This is a genomic window from Haemophilus haemolyticus (assembly GCF_003490595.1).
Classification (GTDB): Bacteria; Pseudomonadota; Gammaproteobacteria; order Enterobacterales; family Pasteurellaceae; genus Haemophilus; species Haemophilus haemolyticus_L.
On record NZ_QQGY01000002.1, the window covers coordinates 37,778 to 55,600 of the forward strand.

General features: G+C 37.2%; 12 protein-coding genes and 2 pseudogenes. 5 read left to right on the top strand and 9 right to left on the bottom strand.

Annotated features, from left to right (window positions below; translation table 11 throughout):
- Positions 1-179: 179 nt before the first annotated feature.
- Together DV415_RS01890 and DV415_RS01895 are read left to right on the top strand one after the other, a co-directional pair.
- Positions 180-1,430, top strand: coding sequence for a PqiA/YebS family transporter subunit (locus DV415_RS01890; protein ID WP_118790750.1), 1,251 nt, complete (start codon positions 180-182; stop codon positions 1,428-1,430).
- Positions 1,414-4,056, top strand: a complete 2,643-nt coding sequence (locus DV415_RS01895; RefSeq protein WP_118790749.1) for a PqiB family protein — start codon at positions 1,414-1,416, stop codon at positions 4,054-4,056. The genes DV415_RS01890 and DV415_RS01895 overlap by 17 nt, the downstream gene beginning before the upstream one ends.
- 43 nt (positions 4,057-4,099) lie before the next feature.
- Here the strand turns inward: DV415_RS01895 and DV415_RS01900 are convergent, their stop codons facing one another.
- From DV415_RS01900 to lptF, 3 genes are all read right to left on the bottom strand, one after another.
- Positions 4,100-4,942, bottom strand: coding sequence for a patatin-like phospholipase family protein (locus tag DV415_RS01900; RefSeq protein WP_192879075.1), 843 nt, complete (start codon positions 4,940-4,942; stop codon positions 4,100-4,102).
- Positions 4,943-5,028: 86 nt separating this feature from the next.
- Positions 5,029-6,105: an LPS export ABC transporter permease LptG gene (lptG, locus tag DV415_RS01905; RefSeq protein ID WP_118790747.1), complete on the bottom strand. Its 1,077-nt coding sequence runs from the start codon at positions 6,103-6,105 to the stop codon at positions 5,029-5,031.
- 4 nt (positions 6,106-6,109) lie between these two features.
- The gene (gene lptF, locus DV415_RS01910) at positions 6,110-7,204 is read right to left on the bottom strand and encodes an LPS export ABC transporter permease LptF (protein WP_118790746.1); all 1,095 of its coding nucleotides are present in this window, start codon (positions 7,202-7,204) and stop codon (positions 6,110-6,112) included.
- 107 nt (positions 7,205-7,311) lie between these two features.
- On the opposite strand from lptF, the gene DV415_RS01915 reads away from it, so the two are divergent.
- Positions 7,312-8,787 (top strand): leucyl aminopeptidase, encoded by a 1,476-nt coding sequence (locus tag DV415_RS01915; protein ID WP_118790745.1) that lies wholly within the window; start codon positions 7,312-7,314, stop codon positions 8,785-8,787.
- Between the two features lie 403 nt (positions 8,788-9,190).
- Positions 9,191-12,148, top strand: coding sequence for an autotransporter outer membrane beta-barrel domain-containing protein (locus DV415_RS01920; protein WP_118790744.1), 2,958 nt, complete (start codon positions 9,191-9,193; stop codon positions 12,146-12,148).
- 74 nt (positions 12,149-12,222) lie between these two features.
- Here the strand turns inward: DV415_RS01920 and DV415_RS01925 are convergent.
- Positions 12,223-12,483, bottom strand: a pseudogene (locus DV415_RS01925) (TOBE domain-containing protein); the annotation flags it as partial.
- On the opposite strand from DV415_RS01925, the pseudogene DV415_RS01930 reads away from it, so the two are divergent.
- A pseudogene (locus tag DV415_RS01930) lies at positions 12,482-12,910 on the top strand (leucyl aminopeptidase); the annotation flags it as partial. The pseudogenes DV415_RS01925 and DV415_RS01930 overlap by 2 nt on opposite strands.
- A 35-nt stretch (positions 12,911-12,945) precedes the next feature.
- Here the strand turns inward: DV415_RS01930 and DV415_RS01935 are convergent.
- The 5 genes from DV415_RS01935 to DV415_RS01955 all read right to left on the bottom strand — a co-directional run bounded on the left by DV415_RS01935 (position 12,946) and on the right by DV415_RS01955 (position 17,819).
- Positions 12,946-14,973 (bottom strand): BCCT family transporter, encoded by a 2,028-nt coding sequence (locus tag DV415_RS01935; RefSeq protein WP_118790743.1) that lies wholly within the window; start codon positions 14,971-14,973, stop codon positions 12,946-12,948.
- Between the two features lie 379 nt (positions 14,974-15,352).
- Positions 15,353-15,862, bottom strand: a complete 510-nt coding sequence (locus DV415_RS01940; protein WP_192879069.1) for a fimbrial protein — start codon at positions 15,860-15,862, stop codon at positions 15,353-15,355.
- Positions 15,808-16,581: a hypothetical protein gene (locus DV415_RS01945; protein ID WP_118794390.1), complete on the bottom strand. Its 774-nt coding sequence runs from the start codon at positions 16,579-16,581 to the stop codon at positions 15,808-15,810. The genes DV415_RS01940 and DV415_RS01945 overlap by 55 nt, the downstream gene beginning before the upstream one ends.
- Positions 16,574-17,206, bottom strand: coding sequence for a fimbrial protein (locus DV415_RS01950; RefSeq protein ID WP_118790742.1), 633 nt, complete (start codon positions 17,204-17,206; stop codon positions 16,574-16,576). Before DV415_RS01950 ends, DV415_RS01945 begins: the two co-directional genes overlap by 8 nt.
- Before the next feature lie 13 nt (positions 17,207-17,219).
- Positions 17,220-17,819, bottom strand: a complete 600-nt coding sequence (locus tag DV415_RS01955; protein ID WP_192879070.1) for a fimbrial protein — start codon at positions 17,817-17,819, stop codon at positions 17,220-17,222.
- Positions 17,820-17,823 lie beyond the last annotated feature (4 nt).

Here is a 17,823-nt window from a genome sequence, read left to right on the forward strand (position 1 = left end):
GTTAGTTATCCTAGGGTAAATATAAACCGAGTTAGTTTATCGCACTTTTTACAAAATTTACAATTAATCACAACATTGTGAATAAATTTTACACAAAAATAGTCAAAATCACTTCCCATATATACTTAAACAAGGCTAAAATGCGCCGTTTTTAACAACCGAATAAAAGATAATCCTTCGTGCAAGAATCAAACCTCACACAAAAATCATTTCAAATTATAAAATGCGAAGAATGTGATGCTAGCGTAGAAACACCTTTAATATTAAATAAAAATGAACAAGCTGAATGTCCACGTTGCCATCATCATTTAGCGACAGGTGGGCGTTGGTCTGTTCATCGTTGCGCTATGGTTGCTTTATCAATCCTTATTTTGATGCCATTTGCCTTGAGTTATCCCCTATTAAGTCTTCATTTATTAGGTGTCAAAATTGACGCATCTATTTGGGAAGGTATTTGGAAAATGTCAGTGGCAGGCTATGAATACACTGCCTTTATGGTGTTTATTTGTGCCGTTGTCATGCCAATTACCTTTGCAATTTTAGTCATCATGCTCTGGATTGCAAAAATTTTGCATATAAAACCACGCAGTGTTTTACTTTTTTTAGGTTACATAAAACCCTGGGTGATGTTTGATGTATATTTAGTCGCACTAGGTGTAACAATGTTCAAAGTACGTGAATATGCAACACTGGAAATTAATGTTTATTTAATTCCCTTTATTTTCACCGCACTTTTGACAACCTTACTTTTTATCAAATTAAACCTTAAAGCGCTATGGAAAGAGTTTTATCCCGAAAATGAACCAGCTTATGATGCAAACAATATTGAATTATGTGATGCTTGTAACTATACATTTTCAAAAAATGGTATTCATTACGATAAAAAGAACAACCCACGATGTCCGCGCTGTTTATCGCCTGTTCATATTTCAGATAATATTAAGTTACAACGCACTTGGGCAAGTTTAATTGCAGGGATTATTATGCTTTTCCCAGCAAATTTATTACCCATATCAGGCATTTATTTAACAGGTTCGCTCTCTGAAGATACATTAATATCTGGTGTAATTTCTTTTGTGAACATGGGCAGTTATTTTGTTGCTTTCGTGGTATTCTTTGCGAGTATTTTTGTCCCAATCAGTAAAGCTGTAATTTTACTTTATTTACTAAGTTGTGTTCATTTTAAATGGCGACACTCTATTAAATGGCAAATACGTTTATTGCATATTGTGCATTTCGTTGGGCGCTGGTCGATGCTCGATTTATTTGTATTAGCCTTAATGATGTCACTCGTAACACGTGGTGAAATTATTAATTTTACCGTTGGTCCTGGTGCTTTTTACTTCGGTGCTGCCGTATTTTGCAGCATGATTTCAACCTCACAATTTGATAGTCGATTAATTTGGAAAATTTATGACAGAGAAAAATAGTTCTTCAATGAAAGATCAACATACAGAAATGACAGCGGCAGTTCGAAAAACTCGTCGTATTTCTCCATTTTGGTTACTTCCCTTTATTGCATTATGTATTGGGGCAATTTTATTCTTCCAAATAGTTAAGGAACGCGGCACAAGCATCACGATTACCTTTACCAATGGTTCAGGTATCGTTGCGGATAAAACACAAGTTCGCTACCAAGGTTTACAAATTGGTGTGGTGAAAAAAGTAAATTTCACAGATAACATGCAAAAAGTGGAAGTTGTTGCCAATATCAATCCTGAAGCGTCAAGTATTTTGCGTGAAAATACAAAATTCTGGCTTGTCCAACCAAATGTTTCACTTGCAGGCATTTCAGGTTTAGATTCTCTCGTGTCAGGTAATTACATCACTCTTCAACCGGGTGATGGCGATCGCGAAGATGAATTTATTGCGGAAGAACAAGGCCCTATTGCACAAGTTTCCGCAGGAGATTTATTGATTCACTTAATTTCTGATGATTTAGGCTCAATTTCTATTGGTGCATCCGTCTATTTTAAAAAATTACCTGTAGGAAAAATTTACGATTACCGCATTAATAAAGACAATAAAGTAGAAATAGATGTGGTGATTGATAAAGCCTATGCACAATTTGTGAAAAAAGATTCACGTTTTTGGAATATTAGTGGCATTAACGCTAACATTAGCCCATCAGGCTTAAATCTAAATGTAGAAAGTTTAAATGCAGTTGTACAAGGTGCTGTTTCTTTTGACTCTCCAGCTGACAGCCCAAAGGCAGATGAAAATAGTCATTTCACGCTCTATACCAATTTAAAAGCCGCAAAACGTGGAATTGAAATCAACGTAAATATCCCAGCTTCTGCTGGTCTCGTTGCAGGACAGACCGAAGTTTATTCTCAAGATAATCCTATCGGGATTCTTTCTAAAATAAGTGCGGTTGAAAATAACGATGAAATTTTAGAAGGCAGTTTATTGATAGATCCAAACCAAGCCTCTTTATTTAAAGCGAATAGCAAAATCGTACTTCGCAATAAAAAAACGGATCTTGGTAATTTAGCAGATCCCAAAAAATTCTTTCGTGGCGAATATTTTGATGTCATTGCTGGAGATGGTGAAACTAAGCATCAGTTTGATGTCATTAAAGAAAATGAGTTATTACTCAATGCACCTAATACATTGGTTTTAACACTCACTGCACCAGAAAATTATGGTGTAAGTGAAGGGCAAAATGTGTTTTATAACAACATGCCAATCGGACAAATTGTTTCACAAAAAGTGGATGTAAATGGCGTGCAATTTAAAGCAGCGATTGCATCCGAATATCGCAATTTAATTCACGAAAATACACAATTTGTCGCAGCAACCAACTTTGATATCAGAGTTGGATTAGACGGATTGCGTTTTGAATCCGCGACACCAGAAAAATGGTTACAAGGTGGCGTACGAATACTAACGAAACAAGGTCAGGGAAAAGCTAAAGATAGCTATCCGCTTTATCAAAATATCAGCAATGCTGAACATGGCATCACAGGAAATATTCTTACGCCAACGATAACCTTACAAACCCAAACGTTACCAAGCATTGATAAAGGCTCTCTCGTACTATATCGTCAATTTGAAGTGGGAAAAGTGTTAAATATCAAACCTCAAACTAATAGCTTTGATGTAGAAGTTTATATTTACCCTGCCTATCAGCATTTGTTGACAGATAAAAGCCGATTTTGGGTGGAAAGTGCGGCGAAAATTGATATCACACCTAAAGGAATTAGCATTCAAGCAATGCCACTTGCGCGTTCCTTAAAAGGTGCGATTAGCTTTGATAATAGTGGTTCGGGCAATAATCGAATACTTTACGCAAATGAAAGTTATGCAAAATCCATCGGACTTGCCATCACCTTAACGGCAGATGATGCAACCAATCTGAGTAAAGGGATGAATCTGCGCTATTTAGGTTTAGATGTGGGGCAAATTGACAGTATTCAGCTTGATGCAAAATCTAAACGCATCACAGCAAAAGCGTTAATCAACCCTAATTATATAAATATGATTGCAAAAGAAGGTTCTAACTTTACGATTATCTCTCCACAAATTTCAGCAAGTGGAATAGATAACCTTGATAGCTTATTACAGCCTTATATCGATATTGAAATTGGGAATGGTAAACCAAAAACACAATTCAATTTAGCGCAAACAGCGCCACAACGTAATAAATTTAGTAATGGTACGCCATTTATTTTAGAAACACGTGATGCCATGAATTTAAGTGAAGGTTCACCAATTCTTTATCGAGGCGTAGAAGTGGGGACCGTGAAAAAATTTGAGCTTAACAGTCTTGGTGATCGCGTCTTAGTGCATATTGCAATTATGCCAAAATATAGTCATCTTGTTCGACAAAATACAGAATTTTGGATTGCATCGGGTTATGACTTTACCTTAGGCTGGAAAGGTGCGATATTTAATACAGGAAGTGTTCAACAGTTGCTAAAAGGTGGTATTTCTTTCTCCACACCAGCAGAAAAAGAAATTCAACCACAGGCGCAGCCAAACAAACGTTTCTTACTTCAAATAAAACGCCCTGAAGAAGTACAAACCTGGGGAAGCGGCGCGTTACCACAATAAATAAAAAATGGATTAAACGGTAAAAGGTTTAATCCATTTTTTATTATCGATTTAAATAACCCAATAAATTTTTCCACTGTAATTGCATATCTTTTATACCCAACTCATACATTGCCTGCAATTTATTGGGATCTTTTTCAATACGCTTAATCTTCAAATCAACTGAAGGTCGAATAACAAAAATATCGCCTTTTTCTGCTAGCTTAATCACATTTTCAACTTGTCGATTATACATGGCATAACGCTGATTTACGGCATCTGCAAAATGTGGATAACGTCGATAAAACCATTTGGCAATCCAAGCCATTGGCTTAGATTTTCTATAATCTAAAGTGCGGGTAAGAATAACAATGATTTTATCGTATCCTAGCTTCTGCATTTGTTCGACAGGAATAGAATCCGCAATAGCGCCATCCAAATAAGGAATCCCGTCTATCTCAACAGGACGAGAAACATAAGGCATAGCGGAAGTGGCGCGCAACACTTCCATTTGCGTCAAAGGATCTGTTAATTTGACATACTCTGCTTGTGCAGTTTGTAAATTAGTCACAGCTACATAAAAATCGATATCTGATTCTTTAAACGTTTTATTATCAAACACATCATATTTGAAAGGTACTTCATAAAAAGCAAAGTCTTTATTCACGATATTTCCAGTGTTCACCAAACTTTTAAAACTGATATAACGCTTATCTGATATAAATTTCTTGTTATAACGAATTGCCCGCCCTTTTTGCCGAGAAGGATAATTAACGCCAAACAATGCACCTGCTGAAACGGAAATAATTCCATCCACCCAAAAATCTTTATCTAAGAAGGTATCTAGCACTCCCGCGGTGTACATACCTCGCATCGCTCCACCTTCTAATACTAAGCCAATTTTCATTGATTTTTTAACTTCTTCCATTTGAAAACAACACATAAAAATATTGCGTGCCATTTCTGAACACGCAATTATTTGAACAATCTGGATTAATCCCGTTTCCGACTCAGCAACCACCAAATCATCACAATAAATAGTAAACTTGGCATTAATGCACCAAAAACAGCAGGCATGTTATAAACAATGCTCATTTGCCCGAAAATTTCATTTACGACATAGAACAAAAAGCCAAAACAGATGCCCGTTACAATTCTTGCCCCCGCAGTCACACTGCGTAGTGATCCAAAAATAAAAGATAATGCCAATAACATCATTACGCCAACAGATACAGGTTGGAAAATTTTCCGCCAGAATGTGAGTTCAAAGCGACTCACATCCTGACCTGTTTCACGTAAAAATGAAATGTAATTATACAAACCTGAAATAGACAGTGATGTAGGACGCAAAGAAACCGCGCCTAATTTATCTGGCGTTAAATTTGTTTCCCATTTTTCTGATAAGCGATTACTTGTCGTGATTTCATCTTTGCTAATCATAGAATGGTTCACTTGACGTAAAGTCCATTTACTTTCATCTTCCGAATAACTTGCTTGGTTAGCATGTTTCAACTCCGTCAAATTGCGATGCTGATCAAAAGTATAAATATAAATATCGTTTAATTTTGCGTCATCGGTAACACGTCGAACAAACACAAAATTATTACCATCTTTTGCCCAAACCCCATTTTTCATGGAAAGCATTGAACCACCAGAAAGCGCTCGAGCACGCATATCACGTGCGAACTGTTCTGTTTGCGGAATCCCCCACTCACCAATCACCATGGTTAACAACACTAATGGTAATGCGGTTTTCATCACAGCCATTCCGATTTTAAAACGAGAAAATCCTGCGGCTTGCATCACAACAAGTTCGCTTCGACTCGCAAGGTTGCCCAAAGCCATTAGGGCACCAAGCAATGCAGCCATAGGAAAGAAAGTTTCGATATCTTTTGGAATGGTTAAGCCAGTAAAAGCCACCGCTTGCCAAATATCATAAGTACCTTTACCTACGCTACGAAATTGTTCCACAAATTTGATAATAGCAGAGAGCCCAACCAATGTAAGCAAAGTGGCAAAAATCGAGCCAAGAATACTTTTTCCAATATAACGATCGAGGGTATTCATCATTTGCTTATCCTTTTCTACTGAATAAATGGCGGAATTTATACATCGCAGCGCTATCCCAACCGTTTAACACGATACCAAGCAACAAAAAGCCAATATTAACAAGAGGCATAAAAATAGCAGCATCTAATTTTCCTGCTGCCCCCGCAGATTTAAAGGAACTTTGTAATAAAAAATAAATTAAATAGAGTAAAAGTGCGGGTAAAATTTTGGCAAATCTACCTTGTCGAGGATTTACACGACTTAACGGTACAGCAATTAACGCCATGAGTGGAACCGCAAGGATTAATGTAATACGCCAATGCAATTCCGACTTCGCAGAAGGAGAATCTAAACCGATAAGTTGCGATAACGTTAATTCCGCGACTTCATCATTCGTATTTTCTGTTTCCTGATGCCCTAAATAGGCTTGATATTCATCAAAATGCGTAATGCGGAAATCAGGCAAAACAGACGTACCTTCAACTCGTTGCGTATTTTGTAAATTCAAAATTTGATCGCCATTTGGCAGCGCTTTTAATTCGCCTTTTTCAGCAGTTACGACGGATGGTTTTGTTTGTCCTTTTGGCGCAGTTTGGAACAAATACACGTCATTAATTTGATTTTCCTTGATACTATCAATAAATAAAACAAAATTGTTGTTATTTGTTGATATAAACTGACCAGAAGCAAGCCCCCCCATTGTAGGATTCGCTTTGGCATCTTCCACAATTGCAGCTTGTTTTTGAATTGACCAAGGCGAAAGCCACAAGATGTTATAAGCAGCAAGTCCCGCTGTAATCAATGAAAGCATTAACGCCACACGCACTAAAACACGTTGCCCGACACCACAAGCTCGCATCACCGTTATTTCACTTTCAGCGTAAAGACGACCAAAAGTGAGTAAAATCGCAATAAACAAACATAATGGCAACATTAATTGTGCCATAGCAGGCATGCCTAGCCCAAGTAAGGAAAATACCAAGTCAGCTGGCACTTTACCATTAGCCGCAGATCCAAGTACGCGCACTAACTGCTGAGAGAAAAATATCAGTAATAAAATGAACAAAATGGCGACTTGGCTCTTAAATACTTCTTTCGTTAAATATCGAATTAAAATCATCTTATTTCGTTTGTTTTTCTAAATCTAAAACGGGGGAAAACTGGATAAAATCGGTCGCGTATGATACCTTATTTTCGCTGAATTAAACAGAAATTTAAGGACATCAAATGAAATATCAAGCAAAAAACACCGCACTTTCTCAAGCCACTGATTGCATTGTTTTAGGCATCTATGAAAACAATGAATTTTCAAAATGTTTTAATGAAATCGATCAATTAACACAAGGCTATTTAAACAACTTGGTTAAATCTGGTGAACTGACGGGAAAATTAGCGCAAACCGTTTTACTTCGTGATCTTCAAGGTTTGGCTGCAAAACGCCTATTAATCGTTGGCTGTGGCAAAAAAGGAGAACTCACGGAGCGTCAATATAAACAAATCATCCAAGCTGTATTAAAAACGCTAAAAGAAACCAACGCGCGCGAAGTCATTTCTTATTTGACTGAAATTGAATTAAAAGATCGCGATCTTTATTGGAATATCCGCTTTGCCATTGAAACGATTGAACACACCAATTATCAATTTGATCATTTCAAATCTCAAAAAGCAGAAGCTTCTGTTTTAGAATCTTTCATCTTCAATACAGATTGTGATCAAGCACAACAAGCCATTGCTCATGCCAATGCGATTAGCTCAGGCATAAAAGCAGCACGCGACATCGCAAATATGCCACCAAATATCTGCAACCCCGCTTATCTTGCTGAGCAAGCAAAAAATTTAGCAGAAAATTCTACCGCACTTTCATTGAAAGTTGTGGATGAAGAAGAAATGGCAAAACTTGGAATGAACGCTTATCTTGCCGTCTCAAAAGGCTCTGAAAACCGTGCTTATATGTCTATTTTAACATTCAATAATGCACCAGATAAAAACGCCAAACCAATTGTACTTGTAGGCAAAGGATTAACCTTTGATGCAGGCGGTATTTCACTTAAACCTGCCGCTGACATGGATGAAATGAAATATGATATGTGCGGTGCAGCCTCTGTCTTCGGCACAATGAAAGCCATTGCCGAGTTGAACTTGCCATTAAACGTTATTGGTGTTTTAGCAGGTTGTGAAAATCTGCCAGATGGTAATGCTTATCGCCCAGGCGATATTCTTACTACTATGAACGGTTTAACCGTAGAAGTGCTGAATACCGATGCAGAAGGTCGCTTAGTCCTTTGTGATGCCCTTACTTATGTTGAACGTTTTGAACCTGAGCTTGTTATTGATGTTGCAACCTTGACGGGGGCTTGTGTGGTTGCCCTTGGGCAACACAATAGCGGCTTAGTTTCTACAGATAACGATCTTGCCAATGCACTACTCCAAGCGGCAACAGAAACCACAGACAAAGCGTGGCGTTTACCATTAAGCGAAGAATATCAAGAGCAACTGAAATCACCTTTTGCCGATCTTGCCAACATTGGCGGTCGCTGGGGTGGCGCAATTACAGCGGGTGCATTTTTGTCTAACTTCACGAAAAAATATCGCTGGGCACATTTAGACATTGCTGGTACGGCTTGGCTACAAGGCACCAATAAAGGTGCAACTGGCCGCCCAGTTTCGCTATTAACCCAATTTTTGATTAATCAAACAAAATAAACCAACGAAAAACAGATAGCGCACGCTAGAAAGCCTGTGCTATCTTGTCGTTTTACGACACAATTAAATAAATTAAAATACGCTTGTTTTTATCGTTATTTAATTAAAAAAATTTGATCAAAAATCACATAATCTTTAGAATACTCAGAACTAAGGTTGTATTATAAATTAATCTGTTACAATTTAAGGAGAAAATCAATACAATGATACACAGCACAGCACAGCACAGCACAGCACAGCACAGCACAGCACAAATAATATTCTTTCTCTATATTATTTCCAGTAGATTTTTCTTATCCTATTTTGTTCCATAAAGAAATACTTTTCACTGTTTACTTTCTTTATAGAACAATTCCTTTCCCATAAATCCCACTATATCTTAATAAAATAAAGGAGATTATATATGAATAAAATCTTTAAGCTTAAATGGAATCATACCAGTCAAAGTTGGATTGTATGTTCTGAATTAACCAAAGCCAAAGGAAAATCAAAGTATTATGTATCTATTTTTCTTGTTTTAGGTTCTTTATTATCCTTTTCTAAGCAAACTATAGCAACTGAATGTACAAATAATAATGGTATTGTGAACACCAATACAACTTGTGAAATCACTGGTAAAAAAACCGTTGCAAGCGTTGGCTGGCAAAGTTATTTACTTGCTCGTGATGGGGGGAAAATCACTGTCACTGGTGAAGGATTAGATCTTGATTTAACTGCCAATTCAACAAAATATAATATATTCAATTCTGATGGTTTTAACGCACAACGAAATTCAAAGCTTACCGCTAAAAACCTCTCGGTTACCCTACAATCCACACCAGGTAAAAATGTAACAATGCGAGGTGTTGTTGCGTTTGCTAATTCTATGATCTCGGCAGATACAATTAATGCAAAGATTGTCTATCAAAATGATATTAAAACGGACCATGGAGCAAAAGAAAGCTATGGTATCCAAGTGGGAACTGCAATAAAAAATGAAGATACTATAGCGGATGGACAATCTAAAGTTAGTGTACGTGATGCTAATATCACTATTACTAATACACCGACAACGACAACTGAAAGTAATCGTTGGTGGGCTACTGCGCCCTATCAACTAACAGGTATTCGAGTTGTTCGTAATGAGGCAAAAATAGGATCGACGCCGATATTTGAATCGACGGGAGAAGTCGTTATCAATGCCTACGATAGTAGTACAAATAACAGTGGCGATTATGTGAATGGAATTTATGTATCAGGACCAGATTCCAAGGTCATTTTAAACGATTCGAAAATTACTGTAGGGAAATCAGGCAAACATTCTGCTGCACTCAAAATTGGTAAGGCAAGGAGTGTTGGTACCGGTAATGGTATTGTTGAATCAAAGGGGCAAATGATATTAGATACTTCTGCGGAAGATAAAGCACCGACTGTACGTTTAGTTGGTTCAGGTTCATCACTTATTGCCAATTTTGAGAACAGTAGGAGTGAAATAAAATCTGCTAATACAGCTATACTCTTTGGTGGCAGTGACTATTTTTCCTCCGGTAGTGGAAAAAACCAAAAAGTACTATTAAATAATGCTGTTATAGGCACAACCGCTACAAAGGCGAATTTAATTCAAGTAAATGCCAATACTACAGGAGAATTTACGCTAAGTGGTAATAAAACTGAAGTTAGTGCTGCAGAAAATGGTTGGTTAATTAACGTTGAGAATAACAGCAACCTCGATATTTCGGCTAAAGAGGGGAAAATGACGGGTTTGGTTAATAAAGTTGATTCATCAATATTAAATATTAATCTCTCTGATAAATTTAATTGGATTTTACGTGAACATACTGATACGACAAAGCAAGCTTATTTTAATAAAACAAACTTATCCTCTGGTGCAACAATTACGGCAGCCAAACAAGGTACAGCAAAGTTTATCCTTAAAGGTGATGTAAGTTCTAATGAAGGAATTATAACTACTGTTGATGGTAAAGCGGGAGATATTTTGACTATTGAGGGGAATTATGAGGGTAATAATTCATTAGTGCGTATGGATACTATTTGGAATTCATTAGGTGATGAAAATGGCGCAAATTCGACCTCAGATGTATTAAAAATCACAGGCTCAGCAATAGGTAGTACAACAGTTAGTCCAATTAGTCATAGCGGTAAAAGTAATATTATTGAAGGCAATGTTAAGCAACTTACTAAAGTGATTAATACTATTCCTGTTATTGAAGTTGCCACCCCAGGAGAACGAGCATTCTCAGGAACTGCACAAACACGTGGAGGAGTGGAAGTGCAACTGGCTAAGAAAACAGAAGCGGGTAAAGATTTATACTATTGGACAATGGAAGCTAAATCCCAACCAGATACCCCAACCTATAATCCGATAGTTTCTGCTTATGTACAAATGCATAAAGTCAATATAGAGCAAGGCTATACTAGTTTACGTACATTACACGAACGTCGCGGTGAAAACCAAATATTGGCTTGGGATTATTATGGAGATAGTGACAAACAGACTCAAGTTCAAACTTGGGGGAAAATTCTTGGTCATCATTTGGCTATTCAGGGAAAAAACCGTTTTGGTTTTAGCACTAATATATATGGCTTTCAACTTGGTCATGATTTTAATATAAAACGAACAGATAAAGGAGCTTATCGTTTAACGGGGATTTATATTACTTATAATCAAGCTAATACAAAATTTACAGATCTTTATCGAACAGAAAATGCTGAAATTAGTAACGATAAATTTACAGGAAAGGGCAAAAGTAAATTATTCAGCTTAGGTATTACCCATACTCGCTATTCTTTAAATGGGAGCTATCTTGATATTGTAGGACAACTTTCTTATTTGAAAAATAGCTACATACCAAGAGACAATAATCCTACAGCTAAACAACATGGTTATGGTTTAATCTTATCAGCAGAAGTTGGTCGCCCTTATAGTCTAACCAAACACAATAATAAAGAAGTGGGCTGGTTAATTGAACCTCAAGTACAACTCATTTACCAAACCATTAAATTAAATAAATTTAATGACGGAATAAGAATGGTACAACAATCAAGAGAACATAATTCTCGAGGAAGAATGGGTGTAAGATTAGCTTACAATAATAAAACCCAAAACTACCGCACTAATACTTTCTATTTCATTGCAAACCTATGGTCAGATCTTAGCAAACAACAAAGTGTTAAAATTGCTCAAGATAGTATCGCGACTGAAAAATATCATCGTTTTTGGGGAGAAATAGGCTTAGGAATGCAAATTCCTGTCTCTAAACAAACTTATTTGTACTCAGATGCGAGATATGAATTTCAAATAAACACACCTAAACGGGAAGGCTATCATGGCACGATTGGGATAAAATATACTTGGAAATAATAAATAATCTGCACCTTAATCAGTTAGCGATTTTTTCTAACTTTTAGGGTGCAGATTAAGTTAGGTCATTCTTACTACATCACCGACACCGCTTTAATCTGAACATAAACATCCTGCCCAACAGCAAAACGCAGTTCATTTTGCGCCCATTTACTAATGCTTGCCCAAATCTTATGCCCTTCCACTAATACAGCAATATCCACTCGAGAATCTTGTATCTCAATTTGTGTAATTTTGCCACGTAAAATATTACGAATGCTTGTTTGTTCTGGCTTTTGCAGTGTAATAGAAACATCTGAACTATAAATACAAACTCGCACTCGTTCGCCTACATTAGTCCTTTGTGATGCACTTACTTATGTTGAGCGTTTTGAACCTGAGCTTGTTATTGATGTTGCAACCTTGACTGGTGCTTGTGTGGTTGCACTAGGGCAACACAATAGCGGCTTAGTTTCTACAGATAACAATCTTGCCAATGCACTACTCCAAGCCGCAACAGAAACCACTGACAAAGCGTGGCGTTTACCATTAGGCGAAGAATATCAAGAGCAACTTAAATCGCCTTTCGCCGACCTTGCCAGCATTGGCGGTCGCTGGGGTGGCGCAATTACTGCTGGTGCATTTTTGTCTAACTTCACGAAAAAATATCGCTGGGCACATTTAGACATTGCAGGTACAGCTTGGTTACAAGGCGCAAATAAAGGCGCAACTGGCCGCCCTGTTTCTTTATTAACCCAATTTTTGATTAATCAGGTTAAATAACCACAAAACTGGCACACGTTGCACCTTTAAATCGATTACTCTGCTAGTTCGGTTTGCTCGTGTGCCATCAGTTCCTGACCCACATCATCAAGCAAACTTAGATAACGTTCATATTGTTTCAACATATCGGCAATCAATTCATCTTGATCCATATATTGAACATCGTAACCGACTCGTCCATCAAAGAAATAAGTGTAAGGCTCGTAAGTAACACTATGCTGAATGTGCGGTAGATTTTCATCGTTAATTAATTGCTCTGACACTTCTCGCCCAACAGATTTAATACCATACATAAAATCTCGCATTGATTCTTTATGAATTACCAATTCCAAAGCTGGCTCTTCTTGTTCAAATAATGTATTGATTTCTACACTTAAATTATATTTTCCTGTTAATTCTTGACGTAATTCTCGCATAGCAGGTAACGCCGTATTTTTAAGGAAACGTAAAATATCTTTCTCTTGTGTTTGGTTCATCATTTGCTCTAAATGTGATTTCCATTTATCGCCGCTCCAGAAAATACTAGTTGGATTGACTTTAGTAGAAAAATATTTTTTATCTGCAATTAAGCCTTTCCATAAACTAAAACACATTACCAACATCAATAAAGCAAAAGGCAAGGCAACAATTAATGTCATTGTTTGCAAATTAGCAAGTCCACCAGACTGCATAAGCACAATTGCAACAACTGACATCAAAGTGCCCCACATTATCGCTTGCCATGCAGGCGAAGCTAAACTTTTATCTCGAGATGCAATGTTATTTAACACATAAATACCTGAATCCGCTGAAGTGATAAAAAACAATGAAATCACTAATAAGCTCACAAAGCCTGTTATTGTTGGTAAAGGCAGATAATTTAAAAATTTAAATAATAAAATTTCTGGAGAAGAAATAAATTCGCCAAGCCCGCCCGCAGCAATGCCATCATTTAGCCATACTGCTGTATTACCAAAAACAGTAAACCATAGAATTCCAAATAAACTTGGAATAACTAACACCCCAAAGATAAATTCACGAATAGTTCGTCCTTTGGAAATTCTAGCAATAAATAAGCCAACAAACGGAGCCCAAGAGCACCACCATGCCCAATAAAGAATCGTCCATCCACTAAACCAACTTGTGTGTTCTTGCTCATAAGCATAAGTTTTAAAGCTGAGTTGCACTAAATTGCTGAAATAATTCCCCATATTGTCGCTAAATGCAGATAAAAGGTATAACGTAGGGCCGGCAATTAAAACAAAAAGAAGTAAACAAAATGCTAAAGTTAAGTTAATTTCACTTAATATTTTCACACCTTTTCCAACACCAGAAATAGCAGAAAACACCGCTAAACACATTACCACAACAATAACGCCAACTTGTAAAGCAAAGCTGTTCTGACTTATCCAACCTATTTGTTCAAGCCCTGCACCAAGCTGTGATGAACCGAAACCTAATGTAGTAATAATCCCAAATAACGTAGCAAGTAACGCCATAACATCAATCGCATCGCCGATTTTGCCATTAATACGCTCTTTTAATAAAGGATAAAAACAAGAGCGCAATGCTAAAGGTAATTTATAACGAAACCCAAAATAAGCTAATGCTAAAGCAATGGTACCATATACTGCCCAAGCGTGAATGCCCCAGTGGAACAGGGTGTGAAGTAAAGCCTCTTGTTGTTTATGTTCAGCTGAACCTGTTGTAATGTCAGAAAGATAATGGGTTAATGGTTCTGCTACGCCAAAAAACATCAGCCCAACCCCCATTCCAGCGGCAAATAACATCGCAAGCCAAGATAAGAAACTAAATTCAGGTTCTTCTTCATCCTGCCCTAGTTTTATATTGCCAAGACTACTTACTGATAAAATTAATAAAAATCCTAAAAACACTGAAAAAGTGAGAACATAAAACCAACTAAAATTGGCAAAAATGCTGGTTTTAGCTTGATTCAATAATGCTTGAGTTTGTGCTGGGACAATTAAAATCATCGCCATAAGTAACAACACAAAAAATAATGTAACGCCAATTACCAAAGGATTAAATGACGTTCGCTTTGTCATAAATTGAAATAAAGACAAACTTTTCCCCTTAACGATTAAGTGAATAGATTAAAAAATAGATTTAATAAACATTGCCTAGAAGCAAAAATGTGTAATGGAACCACTACAAAGGACAGCACATAGAAGTGCGATTTTGAAGGAAACGTTCAGTAGGAATTGAAGGTTTGTTTCCAAAAAGTGAGAACATAATAACAAAATGTGATTATTATTTCAAATTAGTGAAGACTAAAGCTATAAAAATGCGGTGAAAATTCACCGCACTTTATGCTTGTTTCAATCTGAATTATTAATATGACAACATATAATCCAATGTAGGGTGGGCGTAAGCCCACGCGTTTAACCCAAATCCTTAGGCATATTTATTTTTCGTGGGCTTACGCCCACTCTACGGGCTTGGTTATTGATAAGAAAGCGTATAGGTTGCTAAACCTTCTAAAATGCCGCCATCTACGTTTGCACTGCTATTCTTTTTAATTAACTCAGGGGTAAACGTAACGGAAAAATGATTATTCCCGATAGGGGTCATTTTAAATTGGTTCGTTATCCCCTTTTTAGAACTATCAGGGCCGAATTTAATGTAGGTTGAATCCGTTTTTTTACGTAATTTTACGCCAACGTTAGATGCTACGCCACCAGTGTAAAACATACTTAATATATCACTTGTGTTGTTAGGTGTGTTTGCATCGCTAAACACAATATGGGGATCGATCTGATAGCGCCCACAGTTTACGATGATGCTCATCTCTGGTCCTTGTTTTGGCGTCTTCAAATCGATACTTCTTATTTTACCGAAATTATGGGCATGATTTTTAGTACCAGTAATATCACAAGTTGTGGCATTAATTTTAATGGTTACATTACTACCAATAATTGATGCCCCCCCTCGTCTTCTACGTCTACTCGCCAAGTGTTTCCAGTAGATGCATCTCGACCTTGCAAATAGAAACGCCCGAATGTAATGTTACTCAAATTAATATCGACTTTCCCATCCTCAAATTTGAGGTCTGTTGGAATGTTGTTTAGTACTATAGGTTCGATTTCCATCTTAGGGGTTATCCTCATTGCTGCAGAACCTGTACAGCTAGTAGGAAACGTGAACTCCGCTGAATTAACATCATGCCATTGATCGTAATTTTGCCCTATACCTGCATTTCTTTGAGTATGTGTTCTTACTCTTATCTTAAAACCTAAATACGGGAAACTTTTAACTTGCCACACCGTTCCAAAAGCAGTTGAGATAGGTGTTAAATTCTGATTATCAATGAAATAACGAGCTTGGAAACAGCCTAAAGTATTTACCCCTGAAACAGGAATCCTATAAGTTGCCATGTTATATTCTTTTTTTGGTAATCGTGTTGTTAGATTACTCATGTCAAGAGAAGAGGGGGGATTATCTCGAGGAAAGGTATAAACGTTACTGACAACAGGTCCTTCAGGATAATGTGATACTTCAAGCCTATTATCAAAAACAAGATATGGACGCTGGGCTGCTGTACGGGGTTCCCATCTACCTATCTTATCAGCTGCCCATAATGAGGAACTACCAAATATAGCAATTATCCCAATAGCCATAATTGGCGATAGAGCTGTTATTTTTTTATTTACTTTAACTAGGGTGCTATTCATACCATACCTCAAAGTTCATTTCGCTAGTTACTTGCCCTGGTTTATCAGCAGTACCATTTGTTACAGAATAAAATTTAGCACTGAGATCAATATTAACATCAGCATTAACTCCTGTGCCAGTAACGGTTGCACCTAATTCTCGTCCAGTGTATCCACCCCCGTCTCTGTTAGTATTCGGCAACGCCCGATTTGTCACCTGAAGCACATTTCCTGCATTGGTGCCATTTTTAATAAAGACTTGTACTCCCACGCTATTCTGGTTAGGTGATGTCGCTGTATTTTTTAAATAATAGTCATAGCCCCCAGCACGAGGATTTATTGTAGCAGCAGGAGACACAAAGTAATAAGTTAAACGGTGGTTGTTAGCGTTAGAAACATCTATGCCACAGTCGGTTACCGAAAGTGTGAATTCTGAATTACCTGCAGTAGCTCCCGCTGTAGGAAGTTGAGCTCTTGAGATAGTCCCTAGTGGCACGATTTTATTTACTGAATCAGCTTTTACCGTGCACAATTTCCCAGCAATAACTTCACCAGTAAATTTAACCTTTCCCGAGGTTACTGCTTGTCCGTAAGAAAAGAGCGATGTGCCCAGTAATAAAAAAAATATAACAGCATTATTTCTCATTTTTGATCCTTAATTATTCGTAGAATACAGCAAAAGTTACTTCTGACTCCACTTGGCCTTCTTTATTTGCACTTCCATTAGTTAGGGAATAAAAACGTGCCTTTAATGGGATTTCAAAGCCATAAGGAGGCTTTAAAACAGCGCCTAGATCGTTCCCTGATGTGCGTCGTGATTGAGTAATGGTTGGTAATCCTGATGGACTAAATCCAATTTCAATGGGCGTTCCACTATTCGAAATGAGTTGAACACCAACCGTATTCCGATTTATTGCTGTAGTGTTCTTGTTAGGTAGCACCCCTGTAGGTAAATCATCTGAAGCAGAAGTTCTAGATAGTGCAAATTTAATATATTTTGAGTCTGTTGTGTCCTCACCACACTTTTCAACATTAAGCTGAAATGATTTTTCATTGGCAGTAGAACCTTGGCTAATTAAATTTTGGGCTGAGGTTATACCGAGCTCAACCGTTTTGTTTACTGAATCTGTACTTACTTCACAGGTGCCCTTGATAATTTCTGCTTTAAAACGTATTTCACCATCATGGGCAGAGGCAAATGATGCAAAAAATAGACCGCTTGTTAGCAGGAATAAATATTGAATCTTCAATTTCTTCACAATT

Coding starts and splice junctions, on each gene's coding strand:
- DV415_RS01915 (WP_118790745.1), top strand. CDS start 7,312: ATGAAATATCAAGCAAAAAACACCGCACTTTCTCAAGCCACTGATTGC.
- DV415_RS01900 (WP_192879075.1), bottom strand. CDS start 4,942: ATGAAAATTGGCTTAGTATTAGAAGGTGGAGCGATGCGAGGTATGTAC.
- DV415_RS01920 (WP_118790744.1), top strand. CDS start 9,191: ATGAATAAAATCTTTAAGCTTAAATGGAATCATACCAGTCAAAGTTGG.
- DV415_RS01895 (WP_118790749.1), top strand. CDS start 1,414: ATGACAGAGAAAAATAGTTCTTCAATGAAAGATCAACATACAGAAATG.
- DV415_RS01945 (WP_118794390.1), bottom strand. CDS start 16,581: ATGAATAGCACCCTAGTTAAAGTAAATAAAAAAATAACAGCTCTATCG.
- lptF (WP_118790746.1), bottom strand. CDS start 7,204: ATGATTTTAATTCGATATTTAACGAAAGAAGTATTTAAGAGCCAAGTC.
- DV415_RS01950 (WP_118790742.1), bottom strand. CDS start 17,206: ATGAGAAATAATGCTGTTATATTTTTTTTATTACTGGGCACATCGCTC.
- lptG (WP_118790747.1), bottom strand. CDS start 6,105: ATGATGAATACCCTCGATCGTTATATTGGAAAAAGTATTCTTGGCTCG.